The following is a 17,003-nucleotide window of genomic DNA, read 5'->3' on the forward strand; positions in this document are numbered from 1 at the left end:
TCTTACATTTAGTAAAATAAATTAATTATTAAATGGAGATGAAAAATGAACTTAAATCAAAAAATAATAAAGCCAAAAATAGGGTTACTAGAACTAGCTAAGAGTCTTGGTAGCATATCATCAGCATGTAAAGCGATGGGCTATAGTAGAGATAGTTATTACAGATTTAAAGCACTGTATGAAACTGGTGGCGAAGAGGCATTATATGAAATTAGTCGAAGAAAGCCAATAATAGCGAATAGAGTTGATCCAGCGATAGAGAAAGCAGTAATGGATATGGCAATAGAATATCCAGCATATGGTCAGCTAAGAGTATCAAATGAGCTTAAGAAGAGCGGTATACTTGTATCGCCTGGAGGAGTGCGATCAATTTGGTTACGTAATGATTTAAACAATATCAGTAAAAGGCTTAAAGCATTAGAAGCAAAGATGGCTCAGGATGGTATTGTTCTTACTGAATCTCAATTACAAGTGCTAGAGGAGCGTCGTAATGAAAGAGAAGCTCATGGAGAAACTGAGACGCAGCATCCAGGTTATCTAGGATGTCAGGATACGTATTATGTAGGTAATTTCAAAGGTATAGGTAAGGTTTATTCTCAGGTATTTATTGATAGCTATACTAGGGTAGCTGATGCTAAACTATATACTGATAAAACAGCTTTAACTGCTGCTGATATGCTTAATGACCGCGTGTTACCATGGTACGAGACCCAAGGGATACCAATACTTCGTATTCTTACAGATCGTGGGTCAGAATATAAGGGGAATATAGAGCATCATGCTTTTGAGTTGTTTCTAAGTATCGAAGGTATAGAGCATACTACAACTAAGGCATATTCTCCCCAAACAAATGGTATGTGTGAGCGTTTTAATAAAACCATGAAACAAGAATTCTTTGATACAGCTATGCGGAAAAAGATTTATACAGATCTTGATGATTTACAATTAGATCTTGATATTTGGTTAGAGCATTTCAATAATGAGCGACCACATTCAGGAAAATATTGTTATGGAAAAACTCCTATGCAAACTTTTAAGGATAGTAAAAAATTAGCTGTTGAAAAGAATAATGAAATCTTGTATCTTGAATACGTCTCTGACAGTCAAAATGTAACTGACAATCAGGTGCAAAATTTATAGTGTCTGTAAGATCAAATCTTGACTTCTACATTTGTGATTGATAAGCTGCCAGCTTTACAAAAGATATCTTCACTCCCTATAGCTTTAGATGAAAGCAGGAAATATGGTGGCTGCGTTGTTACAGGTATGCAGAATATTCATCAATTAGAGGAGATATATGGTCATGCAGGAGCAGCTTCAATACTTGATCTATTTGGTAGTAAATGCATCTTCCGAGTAAGTGACTGGCAAACAGCACATAAATCAGCTTTAATGCTTGGTGAGCAAGAAATAATCGAGACTCAAGAGAATCTCTCTTATGGTGCTAACTCCATGCGTGATGGAGTAAATATGCATAGCTTAGAGCAAAGAAAATTATTAGTCACGCCATCTGAAATCATGAATCTACCGGATCTTACCTGTTATGTAAAGCTTGTGGGTAATTTCCCTATTATCAAACTTAAAACGAATTTACAAACTTGATTTAAATCTAAAAATATAAAACCATTTTAATGGCATTTTTAAAAGATTTCAATTGTTCGATAGAGTTTATACCTTATAAAAAAATCCTATTATAATGCCCCTTTAAATTGCTAATTTAGTATTACGAGTTTTAGAGGTAAGCTGTGTATAAAAAACTTTTTTGTTATTTCAGAATTTTGTATAAATGATTTTTCAAACAGCAGAGTAAATTTTATAAGAAATATGTTTACTCTAAAGAACTAATAAAAGCTTTATCAAGACCGGTTACACTAGAAATTAAAAAAACATTACAACCTTGAGCTAACATTTTCTTTGCTACCTCTACTGCTTTATTATATTCCCCTTCAGCTTTTCCTTCAGCTTTTCCAATTTGGATACCTTTAGCTTCACCAACTTGTAAGCCTTCAAGAATACCTATTTCTTTCCCTTCTTGTTGCCAATGCTGTGCTAAACTTCTCATAAGCCTTGTTCCCATTTCTGGATTCAACTTTGTTGATAATAAATTCTCTAGCTTTATTTTATCAGCTTGCTCTATCTTTGTCAAAGTATAATATAATATCATTTCTAGATAATCATAACCTGTCGTTATTTTTGTTAATTCCGGTAATATATCTGATATTTCTTGCCATCTTTTTAATAATTCCCTCTCATGTATATGCTTGAGAAAAAATTCTAATATCCCTGACCATATCCTTTGCTTAAACTCTTCGTCAGGAATTTCATGAACATTCACCAACTGGTAATCATTAATCCATAACTCTCTTGCTAATTTGTTATTGGCAAATAAATCCCACAAATTCCTTGCAACATTATATTTCTCCTGACCATTATAAAATATCATTGGGTATATTAATGGTAAAGTCTTAGCTTTAGGATTTTGTATTAAATATCGCTCACAAATATTAATCATATATTTGAATAGCCTAAAAGCCATAAAATGATCTGCTTTTGATTGATGCTCGACAAGCAAAAATAAATATCCATCTTGTTTATCAAATTTGCATGAGAATAAAACATCAGAGATAGAATCTTTTAAAGAGCTTTCTACAAAAGTGGTATTTTTCATTGTTAAACTAGGAAAATCTATTAAACTTTTAATATTTGGGGAAATGTGCATTAAAGAACTCATGGGCGACTAGAGGATTCTCCAGTGCCTTACGAAATATTTTATCATGCTTAGCTTTCTTCTTATCCTTATCTGGACCACCAAGCAGGTTTCCTTGTTCACTCATATATTTACATTTTTTAACTTGATAAAATATTATTATACTTACCTATTTCTGAGCTTGGACTTATATATTGCATTACTTGTTTATCCCTTCCTATAGCATTTAAGTAATCTTCAGGAACGAGATGACTTGTGCCTTGAAAATAATGTACTACTATATCAGAAAATTTTTTATCACCAAGATTATATTTAGGATCAAATTTATTCTTCATAATTTGTAAATCTTTCTGTATCTTCTTCTCTATTACCGACTCACAAATCTTGTTACTATAGAAAATACAAGAATCTATGCCTTTTTCTCTGTAGATTTGTAAGGCAGTATTGATATTCTCTGCTGTGCCAAATTTTGCCAGAGCTGTTATTTGCTGTTGTTGCAAATTATTTAGTCCATTATTATCGTTATTTACCATTTTTGAAAATAGTAATTCTATAGACTTAATTTGTGATTTGCTATTATCATTTGCTTTTAAGGATGATTTAAGTTCTGTTGCCTTACTAGCTGCTGTTCATTTTATTATTTCAGGCTCTATAAGCTTGTCTATAGATTCTGCCCCTTGGGATTTTAACATATCGTTAAAATCGCCTTTTTCTGGTGGTCGTATTATCGATACTATAGCTCCTTTGCTAATTAATTCTTTCTGTGCTTTAATTACAGTATTAACTGATACTGCATCTTTGCCATCATTATCGGCAGCAATTATTATTCTCTCACCTTTGATAGACTCATAGTGCCTGATGTTACTTACACCTAAACTACAAAGAATTTTGCCTTTAATAGCAGCTTCCGCAATGCTTAAAGCGGTATCGAGTCCTTCTGCTATAATCGTTATATTACTAACTAAATTGTTGCCATGTTTAATGCTTGCGTTCTGTTGTTCGTTATTTTTATTAATCTCAACAAAAGAACCTCTGATTCTACCAAATTAACGTTTATTAACCTCAATATCAGCTTTATTATTTGTGTCTTTGTTTAAATAAATTGATTGTCCACCGGTAATATTACCATCTTTATTTCTAGCAAAAGCAATTAATGCAGGATAATATTGTTTACTATTACTATGCCACATCATATCAGTTCTAAGATCGTTACTTAGTTGATATCTTGTTAATACTTCTTTAATTCCACGATGTTCTGATAAATATCTTTTTGCTACATTATTTGGCATGACATATTTTACAGAGTCTGATTTTTCATATAACCCTATAGCTCTCTTAATTTTTACTGTTTCAGCCTCTTGTGCTGTTTGAGTTTTAATTTGTTGATTTTTGTTTGCTGCTAGATCTTTACTGTTTGTTGACACACCAACTATTTCTTGTAAATATTTCTTAGCTTCTACAAAATCACAATTCTTTTCTCTTTGTACTAAGGTACATAAATCTCCTCCCTCTCCTTTACTAAAATCATACCATATGCCGGCTTTACTGCCACATATCTTCATCGCTATTTTACCATCTTTCTCCCAGCGGAGTAACTGGCTATTTGATAAATGCTTATTTGGACTACCTAACAAATTTCTTCCTATTTCTTCTGCTTTAAATGATAATCGTTGCTTTAATTCCAGTGCTTCTTTTTATTAATAGCATTATAATCTATTTTATTCTTTGCCATAATATCCTCTTGTAACTTAACACTTATTGTTGTATCTTGTTTATTACAATTCTTGAGGTTATAAGAAGAGCTTTTTCGCTCTTCTTGATCTTGATGGCTTGTGACAAAATTTGTGCTAGTGCTTCTTAGGATTTCTGCTACTTTAGCAGGTGGTCCTAACTTCACTCTTAAGTGGTAATAATTATCATTACTGTGTAATCTATCCTTAATATCTTCTACTACCCCTTTAAACCAGTCACCTACTTTATCTATAATATTAGGACTCTTATTTTCTTGATCTTGAATCGCTACTAATTCTTCTAAAGTTTTAAAATTAATGCTAGATAGCCTATTATCTATTTTGCTAAGTTGCGATATTAAACTGGCCATATTCCTGGTAGCCTTCCTATTATAATAAAATTTTACCTCTTCTATGTGCCTTGTCATGGCTACATAAGAATTCCTACTATTTCCAGCTAAATTATGTAATACATAGACATCTTTAATTGAGGCTCCTTGTCCTTTATACACTGTAGAAGCATAGCCATGTTTAAAGCTTACAAGTTGTATCAAACATTAGTCTGTTTTAGAAAAAATTTATAGAATTTCCTAGCACTTATAGTTATGAAGTTGACTTATAATTTATTGATGATTCATTATGATTATAATAATCATGAAAAAACTATCTATATGGATAATGTCATAAAACGTAGATTAAAATTAGAACAAAAAAAAGCTCAAATTATTACTGAAGAAGCAAGACTTAAAATTCAAGAAAGAAAAGCTCGTACCCGTCGTTTAATTGAAATCGGTGGCTTAGTTGTTAAAGCTAAACTTGATGCTTGATGATTTACCCACTAACAGTTTACTAGGAGCTTTTGTTTCTTTAAAAGAAAAATTAATACAAAATCCTAATATCCAAGATCAGTGGACTACAATCGGCAAAAATATTTTTGATAATCACGAATTAAGATAATTTAATATCATATATAAAAATTTTTAATATTTAAATTAAGGAGTAGATAAATTCTATATCATCTGATACCATTATATGGTATTTAAAACAGTCAAGTAATGATAGAATATATTAAACATAATGAAGGAACATTTACTTCATTAACAACAGAACAAAAAAAAGCTGTAGGATTATTATCAATTGGAACATTTTTAGAATATTTTGATCTGATGCTATATGTTCATATGACAGTTTTATTAAATGAATTATTTTTTCCTAAGGCAGACCCTCATACTCAAGCTATTTACTTTGCTTTTGCATTTTGTTCCACTTATGTGATGAGACCTGTTGGAGCCAGAATTTTTGGCTTAGTTGGTGACATAATTGGTCGTAAAGCAACTGTAATTATTACTACATTCTTAATGTCGTCTTCATGTCTTGCAATGGCCCTTGTCCCAACTTATGCTGAGAAAGGACTCATTGCTACTGTGATAGTTATAACATGTCGTATTATTCAAGGTCTATCTTCTATGGGTGAAATAGTTGGAGCACAACTAATACTTACTAGAAATAACAAAACCTCCTATACAATATCCTATTGTTTTAATGACATCAGTATTTGCTAATTTAGGAGGAATGATAGCCTTAGCTGTTGCATCTTTAGTCACCTCATTTGGATTTAATTGGCGTATAGCGTTTTTGCTTGGAACTATAATAGCAATTGTTGGAGCAGTTGCTAGAACTGCTTTACGGGAAACTCCTGAATTTGCTGATGCAAAACGTCGTGTTAAGAAAAATATTACTTTAATACAAAAAACTACAGATAATCCATTAAAAGATAATCTTATTTACAATGAAAGGGTCAATCTAAAAACAGTCTTCTTTTTATTATTAATATCATGTGGTTGGCCAATATGTTTTTATTTTACTTATATTTATTGTGGTGAAATTTTAAAAAATTCTTTTAATTTTACAGCAGAAGCAGTTATTCATCACAATTTTATTGTAGCAATAGTAAATTTTTGTGCTTATTTAATATTAAATTATTTAAGTTATATTATATACCCATTAAAAATTCTTAAGATTAAATTAGTAATATTTTTTATTTTTGCTCTCATTTGTCCTTATTTACTAAATAATATTACTACTTCTGTTCATTACCAATGGACTACTCCAGAAAGAATCGTTTCACCGCAATATTTCCGTGATCATCATATCCCGCTAAAACAAGATAATGGGGTAATCAGTTGTGGAAATCCAGTAATTACTTTCTTGAATAATCAGTTACTCATTTTTAGTAAAATTGGACCTTATCCAAGAACATGGAGTGGAATATTATCTCGTGCTTATGATCAGGGATTAACATGGCAAAAACCAGAACTATTACATGGTATTCTAGGACCAGCACGTAATAAGCCACTAATTTATGAAAATAATATTTTATCTCCGTGTTCTCGAGAAAGTTGTATTGATGATTTTTCATATATAGAATATTCATCAGATTTACATACATGGAATTTAAGTAATCCTATATTACCATCCAACCCTCAAATTTTTCAAAAAGGTTACAGAGGTTTTATACAGCCAACTTTAGTTAGTAGTAATTTACCAAATAAAATCATAATGTTAGTAAGACCTAGAAAAACTGATTCCTTAATGTCTACTTACATACACAGATCAATATCCATAAATAATGGAATATATTGGAGTAATTTAGAACCAGTAAACTTATTAAACCCTGATAGTGCCATTGATGCCATTAATTTAGGTGATGATACATTACTACTTACATATAATCGAGTAATCAATAATCATAAATCACGAAATATATTAAGTGTAGCTACATCCTATGATGAGGGGTTAGGCACCCTATCACTATTAGAAATTCTATCTATCCTGAAGGGGATATAGAATATAATAACATCCTGTCTGAAGAATATTCATATCCTGCTATTATTATGAGTCCTGATAACAATGAAATTCATGTAATATATACATTTAATAGAATTAACCTAAAGCATAAAGTATTCCAATTACTACCAAAATAATCTATTCTATAAATAATCAAGTAGTATGCTAAATTATATTTATAGCTTCAGTGTTGTGTTTAAAATAACTCCAAAAGTTATACTTAAGATTACTAGTTAATAATGTATTTTCCACTAATCTATTTTTATGTGTAATATTAAAACATAAGCGATAAAAGTGTTTTTCTAATGATGAAATTCCAAGGTAAGGCATCAAAACAATAAAACTTATTAAAGTTTCATTTATAATTTTTTTAGCTTTTTCAGGAGATTTAGCACCTATTGTCTGTATATTATGTGTAATAGTTGAGATTATATCTTATATTTAGTAAAATAAATTAATTATTAAATGGAGATGAAAAATGAACTTAAATCAAAAAATAATAAAGCCAAAAATAGGGTTACTAGAACTAGCTAAGAGTCTTGGTAGCATATCATCAGCATGTAAAGCGATGGGCTATAGTAGAGATAGTTATTACAGATTTAAAGCACTGTATGAAACTGGTGGCGAAGAGGCATTATATGAAATTAGTCGAAGAAAGCCAATAATAGCGAATAGAGTTGATCCAGCGATAGAGAAAGCAGTAATGGATATGGCAATAGAATATCCAGCATATGGTCAGCTAAGAGTATCAAATGAGCTTAAGAAGAGCGGTATACTTGTATCGCCTGGAGGAGTGCGATCAATTTGGTTACGTAATGATTTAAACAATATCAGTAAAAGGCTTTAAGCATTAGAAGCAAAGATGGCTCAGGATGGTATTGTTCTTACTGAATCTCAATTACAAGTGCTAGAGGAGCGTCGTAATGAAAGAGAAGCTCATGGAGAAACTGAGACGCAGCATCCAGGTTATCTAGGATGTCAGGATACGTATTATGTAGGTAATTTCAAAGGTATAGGTAAGGTTTATTCTCAGGTATTTATTGATAGCTATACTAGGGTAGCTGATGCTAAACTATATACTGATAAAACAGCTTTAACTGCTGCTGATATGCTTAATGACCGCGTGTTACCATGGTACGAGACCCAAGGGATACCAATACTTCGTATTCTTACAGATCGTGGGTCAGAATATAAGGGGAATATAGAGCATCATGCTTTTGAGTTGTTTCTAAGTATCGAAGGTATAGAGCATACTACAACTAAGACATATTCTCCCCAAACAAATGGTATGTGTGAGCGTTTTAATAAAACCATGAAACAAGAATTCTTTGATACAGCTATGCGGAAAAAGATTTATACAGATCTTGATGATTTACAATTAGATCTTGATATTTGGTTAGAGCATTTCAATAATGAGCGACCACATTCAGGAAAATATTGTTATGGAAAAACTCCTATGCAAACTTTTAAGGATAGTAGAAAATTAGCTGTTGAAAAGAATAATGAAATCTTGTATCTTGAATACGTCTCTGACAGTCAAAATTTAACTGACAATCAGGTGCAAAATTTATAGTGTCTGTAAGATCAAATCTTGACTTCTACAAATAATGCAGTATTTAGCGGTAAAAAAACATCAAAGAATATTACTCAATTATATCAATTATAGATTCATTTTACTGTCAATTCAGGTATTGCCTATAAAAAGTTGACTCAAGGTTTCGATGTCATTCCTGCGAGGCATTGGCTTTGTTGCATGGCTCGGTTTTTTCGTCATTGCGAGGAAAATTACGAAGTAATTGTACGTCCGCAATCTCAAGTTTGTTATTATTTCATGAGATTGCCACGCAGCCTATGGCTGCTCACAATGATGACCCGATATCCACACAACAATGCCTTGCGGGAATGACAGTGGAAAACCGAACCACTCAACAACTACGCTATTTACTATATCCTTTTAAAATCTCAAAATCTTGCCCTTGGAGCAAGAATTTTTCAGGTAATGTAATTTTTGCTACAAAATTCTTTACATCTGCGCTTTGTAAATAGATTGTAGCTTTAGCATTACTCTGATCTTCATTATTTATACGAGCTGCAAGCAAGGTTACTATCTGCCGTAATTCTTCATGATTTTGTGGATAAAACTGTAGTTCAAATTGTTTATTATTAATTGCATCCTCAATTGATGAAAAGCTTTTTGCCGTTAGTTTTATTCCTCCCTCATCTTTAACTATGTCACAATTAACAACTACCAAACTTTTAACATCAAGTAAATGTACATAATCTTTTAAAACTTCCTCACTAAAAATACTAAGTTCAAAGATATTCTCAGGATCGGAAAGCACGAGCGTCACAAACCTACCTCTTGCCGACATACGAGAATCCTTTTTTTGTATTACACCGGCAAGATTTACTCGGTTAGTACCATCAGGTAAGTTATTATGCAAATCCGCAGTATTTAAAATATTTAAACGACTAAATATTTCTTGATATTCCGTAAGAGGATGATTAGAGATAAATAAACCCATAGCCTCAAATTCATAAAAGGCTAAAGTATTTTTATCGGCATAATCGCTTGATACTAAAATAGTTGGACTTAAACTAGAAACTTTAATTAAGCTAAATTGATTAGATTCCTGCTCTTCGTGATATGCAGTTGAATAAGAAAGCAATTTTGGAATACTTGACAATAATTGCAATCGATTATCATGCAGCTCATCAAAACAGCCTGACTTGATTAAATTTTCCAATAATTTACTGTTAATAGATTTTGGGGGTAATCTTTCAATAAAATCAGTAATTGATTTAAACGCCCCTCTTGCTTTTCGCTCATCCGTTACTAACTTACCGAAATTCGGCGTAACTCCCTTAATAGCACCTAAGGCGAAGATTATTGCACCCGCGATGTCATACCGTGGCTTGACCACGGTATCTTTTGAAATTTCCTGGATACCACGATCAAGTCGCGGTATGACAGGCTTTACGCTATGCGGGATGACAGTGTCCGAAAACTTTACACTAAAATACCCTTCAGAAATATTAATATTAGGTGCAATAATTTTTATGCCGTTATCTTTTGCTTCTTGTAAAAAGAAATTAATTTTATCGTGATTATTCAATTCAAGATTTAAGCATGCTACTAAAAATTCAGCAGGATAATTAGCTTTAAGATATGCAGTTTGGTATGAAATAACACCGTAAGACGCAGCATGTGCCTTATTAAAACCATATCCGGCAAATTTAGCCACGGTCGCAAAAATGGATTTAGCTTGAGATTCCGAAATATTATTAGCAATTGCTCCTTTAACAAAAATTTCTTCCTGCTCCTCCATTTCTTTTTTTATCTTCTTACCCATTGCTCTCCGAAGTAAATCGGCAGCTCCTAGCGTATAACCTGCAAGAACCTGAGCAATTCTTTGTACCTGCTCCTGATATATCACCACTCCGTAAGTTTCTTCTAAGATTGGTTTCAATAGCTCATGTAAATAATCAGGCTGTTGTAATTTATGCTTACAAGCTATATAGGTAGGAATATTTTCCATAGGACCAGGACGGTATAACGCACCAAGAGCTATCAAATCATGTATAGAATCAGGTTTAAGGCGTCTAAGTGCATCTTTCATCCCGATACTTTCAAATTGGAAAACGCCGACTCCTTTACCTTTACACAACATTTGATAAGTCTTATTATCATCAAACGTCATATTGTTAAAATCTACTTCTATCCCTTGCTCTTTAAGCAGTTTCTTACAATCGGTAATAACCGTTAGGGTTTGTAGCCCTAAAAAATCAAATTTAATTAAACCGGCAATCTCGGAATATTTCATAGAATAACCGACTACCAGCATATCGGAGTTAGAATCTTTATATACCGGTACTATATCGACTAAATCAGTACCTGCTATTACGATTCCTGCAGCATGAGTTGAGGAATGCCTATGCAGCCCCTCAAGAATTAACGAAGTATCAATCACTAACTTAATTAACTCCGCTTCACCGTCTAAATTATACAGCCCATTACCTTTAGCGGCATTTGCAAGCTCCGGAACTTCATGCAGTGCCTGTTTTAAGCTAACTGGATTAACTGCACTAAAAGGGACAAGCTCCGTTAGATAATCAGCGAATTTATAAGGTAAGCTAAGCACACGAGCGACATCCTTAATTACAGCCTTTGCCTGCATCTTACCGAAAGTTATAATCTGTCCTACTCTATTATTACCGTATTTGGAACGTACGTAATTAATTACTTCCTCACGCCTTTCCTGACAAAAATCAATATCAAAATCAGGCATTGAAATACGTTCAGGATTTAAAAATCTTTCAAATAATAAGCCAAATTTAATCGGATCGAGATCAGTAATAAGCAAGCTCCAAGCAACAACCGAGCCTGCTCCCGATCCTCTACCCGGTCCGACTAAAATACCCTCTTTTTTACTCCATTTAATAAAATCAGATACAATCAAAAAATAACCGGCAAAATTCATATTACAGATAATATCCAGCTCATAATTAAGACGAGCAAAATATTCGGTTTTCAATGCTTCTTGATTCTCTAACGCAATATTTTCAGATTTAAACTTTGTAGCAAGCCTTGCAAGCAACCCTTCTTTTGCATCTTTTTTAATTAAATCCGTTTCACTAATATCTTTGGTGGCAAAATTAGGCAGCATCGGCGGGTTTGCATGTGCGGCAAAATAACAACGCTCTCTTAAATTCACGGTATTTTGGATGGCACTAGGTAAATCGGAAAAAAGCTCTATCATCTCATGCGGTGATCTAAAATAACAATTTTCGCTAACTGTTTTTCGATCCAGATATTCTTTAGTAACACCGGCTGATATACATAACAATACATCATGTGCATCATGCATGCTTTTCTCACTAAACAAAACTTTATTAGTAGCAACAAGCGGAATAGCCAGCTCGGCAGCAATTCTAATATAACTATCCTCAATAAACTGTTCTTCCGGTAGCTCATGTCTCATAATCTCAAAGTAAAAACGATCTCCTAAAATTTCCTGTAATTTACGTGCAAACAGCATCGCTTGCTCCTCGTTGCGAGCTAGCAAGCATTTTCCGACAATACCGTCGGTATAACAGCATAATCCTATTAATCCTTCTTGATATTCGATTAAATCTTCAAAATCAATGTGATCGCATATCTTACGATCATTTTTAGTAAAAGTAAGGCTTGATAGTTTGAGTAAATTTTTATAACCAGTTTCATCTTTAGCTATAAGCAAAATTTGAGCAAAAATATCTATATCGTATTTTATATTTAGAATAACTCCGTGTATCGGCTGCAGTCCTTTTTTTACTGCACATAATGCAAACTCTAATGAGCCGAATAAATTTCCCTTATCTGCCAAACAAATAGCAGGCATTTTATTCGATGAAGCAAGTTCTACTACCTTCTCAATCGTTAATGCACTTTCTAGAAAAGAATAAGAGCTTTGAGTTCTTAAATGAATAAATTCAGGTCGCATTTTAAATTAATGTTAAAGTTTATTGTCTTACTGTATGACTCCTTATGTCATTCCCGTAGACTTTTTATGTTATTCCTGCGTAGGCGGGAATATTTATCTCGCTTTACCCTGGATTCCCGCCTACGCGGGAATAACATCGGAAGCCTTAACGACAAGACTAAATTTTACTTCCGACTGCATAATATCTAAAACCGATTTTTTTCATTGCTTCATTATCTAGTATATTTCTAAGATCAATGATTATCGGCGATTTTACTAAATCATAAATTTCTTGCCAATTAAGTTCTTTAAATTCTGACCATTCAGTTGCAATAACTATAATATCTACTGATTTACAGGCGTCAACTGCTGAATCTAAATATAGCAAATTTTTATGTTCCAAATTCTTTTTAGCATTTTCAAGACCGATAGGATCAAATGCTTTAACATATACATCTTTATTTAATAAGATCTTTACAATTGCGATGGCAGGGCTTGCTCTTACATCATCTGTTCCTGCTTTATATGTTAAGCCTAAAATTGCTATATTTTTACCTTTTAAATCTCCGTCTAACAAAGTAGCTATTTTATCTACCATATTACTTGGACGCTGCTTATTACTTTTAATTACTGCCTTAAGAATCCTACAATCTATATGATGATTTTCTACAAGATTATTTAATGCTAGAATATCTTTTGGAAAGCACGAACCGCCAAAACCAGGTCCTGCATTTAAAAAATTTTGACCGATTCTTTGGTCAAGTCCTACACCTTTAGATAAATCTTTAATATTACCGCCGATTTTTTCACATAAATCAGCCATCTCATTAATAAAAGCAATTTTGGTAGCTAAGAAACTATTTGAAGCATATTTAATAAGTTCGCTCGTCACTAAATCGGTAACCACAAACTTTGCACCTTGTAAAGGTGCATAAATTTTTCGCAATATTTCCTCTGATTCTTTATTATTTACACCGATAACTATACGATCAGGATATAAAAAATCTTCTACCGCACTACCCTCTCTTAAAAACTCAGGATTAGAAGCAACATTAAATGAAAAGCCTCTTGATTTTAAATAAGCTATAATATTACTGCAACTACCCGGCGGAACGGTAGATTTTATGACTATTAAACAATCTTTATTTATATGCTCGAAAACTTTATCAATAGCATCATAAACATATTTTAAATCCGCTTCTCCCAACCCTTTTGAAGGTGTACCGACCGTAATAAATATTGCATCAGCATTTTGAAGTTCATTATTATAAATATTTGTAAATTTTAACCTATCAGATTCTAAAGCTTGCTTAAGATACTCATCAAGTTTAGCTTCATAAATCGGTAATATTTGCTTATTTAATTTGGATATTTTAACCTCATCATTATCAAGACAAGTAACATTATGACCTAAATAGCCCATAATAATACCTGAGACTAATCCCACATATCCGCTACCGATAAATGTAATATTCATAATTTTTTGTGATTTTTATATTAAATTTTTAAATTATACGTTATATTCCAAGTGTATACCTCAAATAAATGAAGAGTAGTATAGACGAAGCTCAATTTCAAAAAGTACAAGGAGTCCACAAGACGAGGAACAGAGCGTATACTTAATACGTGAGTACCGGAGTACTTGTAGATGACGTAGCCAATTTTTGCAGTTCTATCCGAGAATATAAAGCTTTTATCATATTTCAATAGATTTACAAGCTCAAATGAATTTTATTAAAAAAACCTTTATTAGTATTTTTATAATTCTGATTTCATTATCTTTGGCTATAACTCTAACTGTTTATAGTGCAAATAAAGGACACTTAAATGAACCTTTGAAAAAAATAATTGAATTTTATTTAAGTAAAAATGATATAAAGGCTGTACTACATAATTTAGAATTTAAAGAAAACCGATTATCCATAGATAAAATTTCCTTAAGTCTTATAGATAATGCTAGAGGAGAAATTAACGATTTTAATCTTTTCTTTAATTTCAAAAATTTCTTCTCTAATTCGTTAATAGAGGCTAATTTTAATATCGATAAAATTTCCGTAATTTCAAATAACGATGAAGAGATTATAAATACTTCAACGACCGGTGATTATTCGTTAAATATAATTAAAAAAAATTCCCTAACCGACATACGACTAACTTCAATAAAAAGTGATATCCTAACTGATGAGCAAGGAGCAGACTTACCTCTAGGAAATGCTTTATGCTCATATAAAACCACCTATTCTAAAGATAATCCAAAGACTGTTAATTGCAAACTCACCTTTGGGAACAAAGCTTTTTTATCACTAAGCGGTATAATAACCAATAAAAATATCGATGCAAGTGCAGCTGCCGCAAATATGCCTTTAATAATTTATCAAACAGTCGAAAAAATCATTCCGGATAATCCTATAATCTCATATTTACGAGAACATATAAAACAAGGTTACATCCAAAACGGAGAATTAAATATTAAATTAGATAAAAAATTTTTAAAAAAAAATATTTTAGTAGAAGATAATTTAAAAGCAAATTTACATATCTCGAATTTTGAATATAAATATCATACAGATTTACCACCTTTGACTAAAGTTGATACTAATATAATCATTTCAGGACCGGAAATAAAATTTCTAATTAATGAAGCATATAGCGGTAAAAGTGTCGTTTCAGACGGTATTATGACTTTCAAATGGGAAGGACTGGATAAATCACAATTTGTTTTTAATGCTACTGCTAAAGGTGAAATTAATGACTTAATTGCCTTTGTTCCAAATGATGCATATCAAAATATTAAAGCTCAAAATATTGATCTTAAAAAAATCAAAGGAACGGCAAATTCAATAATAGAGCTAATAATTCCTATTAGCCCCAATATCCCTAATAGCTATAATGTTTTGTCGACATTAACAAATATCTCTTTTAACACCTTAGACAATAATATCCTATTACAAAACGGTGAAGCCAAAGGTAGTTTTAAAGATAATAAACTAAATATTAGCGGTCAAGGTAACATTAATAATTATGCAAGCAACTTTACTTATGATCATGATATATCGGATAAAAATAATGAGTGTTTACTTAAAATAAAAAGCAATATTGCGGCAAATAATCAAAGATTTGGAGTATTTAAATTAATTTCAGGCAGCACAGTTTTAAATTTTGAGTATAAAAAACAGCATAATAATGAGAGTTTTATTACCGTTAATTCTAATCTTAATAATTTAGAATTTTATATAGATAAAGTATCTATTCATAAAAAATTATATAAAAAAGCCAATTTATATTTATATACTAAATTAAATGATAAAAATTTCGATAGAAATATTGTATTTAACCTTTCAGGGCAGGATAATCTAAAAATTAACGGTAATGCCTTAATTAAGAAAAATATTTATAATATTAATCTAGCCTCTGTTAAACATAATCATACGGATTTAAAAGGAAACATAATTATAGATAACCATAATCTTAATACGACACTTTATGGAAACAGATTAGATTTATCAAATGCTAATATGATGCAGTTTTTAGAAAAAGCGGGAGATTCTACACGTAATATTAATTTAAAAACTAATATATCAAAAATACTTTTAAAAAATAATATAATTCTAGGTAATCTTGATTTAGCAATTAAATGTGATAAAGTGCGTTGTTTCTCCGGCTTTCTAAATGCTAATATTGATAATAAAAAAGTTAAGATGTCGCTTACTGCTAAGGAAACTTTTGAACAATGGTTCATTGAATCCGATAATGCCGGAGCATTGCTTAAGGGACTTGGAATGTATACCACTATGCAAAACGGTCAAATTAACATCAACTTAAATACAAAAAGATATGAAGTAAAAAAAGGTGAAATAGTGCCAATATTAGACGGCAAATTTTCTATAAAACATTTTACGGTAGTCGATACTCCTTTTTTAACACGGCTTGTTTCCTTTGTTTCGTTGCCGGGTTTTCTTAGTTCAATAACTAATAATAAAAATATTTTATTTGAAGATATGATCGGTAAATTTAATTATAGAGGAAATATAATTACAATTTTTGATACGGAAGCACATGGACCGTTCTTTGATTTTACTATGACAGGTAATATTGATACCAAGCAGCAATTAATTATGGTTAAAGGAAATGTTATTCCTTCCTTTTTCTTAATCAGCACTATTGTAACTAAAATACCGGTAGTCGGTAAAATATTTTCCAAAGTCGCTCCTTACTCCCTAAAAATGAAATATTAAGTAACTATTTAAAGCTATTAGA

The 17,003-nt window shown here is 31.6% G+C and carries 6 protein-coding genes and 5 pseudogenes; 7 read left to right on the top strand and 4 right to left on the bottom strand.

Going from position 1 to position 17,003, the window contains the following annotated elements; genetic code table 11:
* Positions 1 to 45 precede the first annotated feature (45 nt).
* Together RPR_RS04830 and RPR_RS04835 are read left to right on the top strand one after the other, a co-directional pair.
* On the top strand, positions 46 to 1,140 hold the full coding sequence (locus tag RPR_RS04830; protein WP_012736375.1) for an IS481-like element ISRpe1 family transposase: 1,095 nt from the start codon (positions 46 to 48) through the stop codon (positions 1,138 to 1,140).
* Positions 1,141 to 1,170: 30 nt separating this feature from the next.
* Positions 1,171 to 1,602, top strand: a pseudogene (locus tag RPR_RS04835) (type IV secretion system DNA-binding domain-containing protein); the annotation flags it as partial.
* Between the two features lie 226 nt (positions 1,603 to 1,828).
* Here RPR_RS04835 and RPR_RS04840 read toward each other — a convergent pair.
* Both RPR_RS04840 and RPR_RS04845 read right to left on the bottom strand, forming a co-directional pair.
* Positions 1,829 to 2,834: pseudogene (locus RPR_RS04840) on the bottom strand (Rpn family recombination-promoting nuclease/putative transposase).
* 13 nt (positions 2,835 to 2,847) lie between these two features.
* Positions 2,848 to 4,808, bottom strand: a pseudogene (locus RPR_RS04845) (toprim domain-containing protein).
* Positions 4,809 to 5,108: 300 nt separating this feature from the next.
* Between RPR_RS04845 and RPR_RS04850 the strand changes: the two are divergent.
* The 4 genes and pseudogenes from RPR_RS04850 to RPR_RS04865 all read left to right on the top strand — a co-directional run bounded on the left by RPR_RS04850 (position 5,109) and on the right by RPR_RS04865 (position 8,857).
* Positions 5,109 to 5,394 (top strand): annotated as a pseudogene (locus RPR_RS04850) (conjugal transfer protein TraD).
* A 98-nt stretch (positions 5,395 to 5,492) separates the two neighbouring features.
* Positions 5,493 to 5,999: an MFS transporter gene (locus tag RPR_RS09515; RefSeq protein ID WP_266105305.1), complete on the top strand. Its 507-nt coding sequence runs from the start codon at positions 5,493 to 5,495 to the stop codon at positions 5,997 to 5,999.
* A complete protein-coding gene (locus RPR_RS09520) occupies positions 5,980 to 7,284 on the top strand; it encodes an MFS transporter (RefSeq protein ID WP_266105306.1) in 1,305 nt (434 codons plus the stop codon). Before RPR_RS09515 ends, RPR_RS09520 begins: the two co-directional genes overlap by 20 nt.
* Before the next feature lie 478 nt (positions 7,285 to 7,762).
* Positions 7,763 to 8,857 (top strand): annotated as a pseudogene (locus RPR_RS04865) (IS481-like element ISRpe1 family transposase).
* Positions 8,858 to 9,221: 364 nt separating this feature from the next.
* Here RPR_RS04865 and dnaE read toward each other — a convergent pair.
* A complete protein-coding gene (gene dnaE / locus RPR_RS04875) occupies positions 9,222 to 12,767 on the bottom strand; it encodes a DNA polymerase III subunit alpha (RefSeq protein WP_012736816.1) in 3,546 nt (1,181 codons plus the stop codon).
* Positions 12,768 to 12,924: 157 nt separating this feature from the next.
* Positions 12,925 to 14,223, bottom strand: coding sequence for a UDP-glucose dehydrogenase family protein (locus RPR_RS04880; protein WP_012736817.1), 1,299 nt, complete (start codon positions 14,221 to 14,223; stop codon positions 12,925 to 12,927).
* Between the two features lie 247 nt (positions 14,224 to 14,470).
* On the opposite strand from RPR_RS04880, the gene RPR_RS04890 reads away from it, so the two are divergent.
* Positions 14,471 to 16,981 (top strand): DUF3971 domain-containing protein, encoded by a 2,511-nt coding sequence (locus RPR_RS04890; protein WP_012736818.1) that lies wholly within the window; start codon positions 14,471 to 14,473, stop codon positions 16,979 to 16,981.
* Positions 16,982 to 17,003 lie beyond the last annotated feature (22 nt).

This window comes from Rickettsia peacockii str. Rustic (assembly GCF_000021525.1).
GTDB classification, from domain to species: domain Bacteria; phylum Pseudomonadota; class Alphaproteobacteria; order Rickettsiales; family Rickettsiaceae; genus Rickettsia; species Rickettsia rickettsii.